Genomic DNA, 430 nt, shown 5'->3' with positions numbered 1-430 from the left:
AGATGAACAAGATTTATGTTATTTTGTAGCTTATCGCTATATTAAAGAAAATAAAACTCAAGATCTTATTGATGCTTTGAAAGATCAAAAAGATGAAGATTATATCAAAGCAATGAAAGATTATGTTTATGGAGGTGGTAAATATGGATACAGATAGAAAAAGAGGGCGTATAGGATTAAATCACGAAGTACGTAGAGATATATCTATACAGTTTAGAGTAAACAAAGCAGAGTTTGATTATTTAAAAGAGCTTGTGGAAGCATCAAGGCTTGAAAGAGGTCATTACATCCGAAAGGAGATTTTAAACTCTGAACCCGTTATAAAAAGGAAAATGCCTGAGTTTGAGCAATCATTATACAGAGAAATACAACATCAAGGTAATAATATAAATCAGATTGCTAAAAAGCTAAATACGAATGAAGACTTTAA

General features: G+C 30.2%; 1 protein-coding gene. It reads left to right on the top strand.

What is annotated here, in order from left to right:
* Positions 1–143: 143 nt before the first annotated feature.
* Positions 144–430 (top strand): plasmid mobilization protein (locus tag ACZ9XP_RS17825; protein ID WP_465188952.1); only part of this gene is annotated, 287 nt, incomplete at its 3' end.

The sequence above is a fragment of the Vogesella perlucida genome, assembly GCF_979366545.1.
The sequence above is the reverse complement of the archived record's forward strand: the minus strand, read 5'-3'. Positions and strand labels throughout refer to the sequence as shown.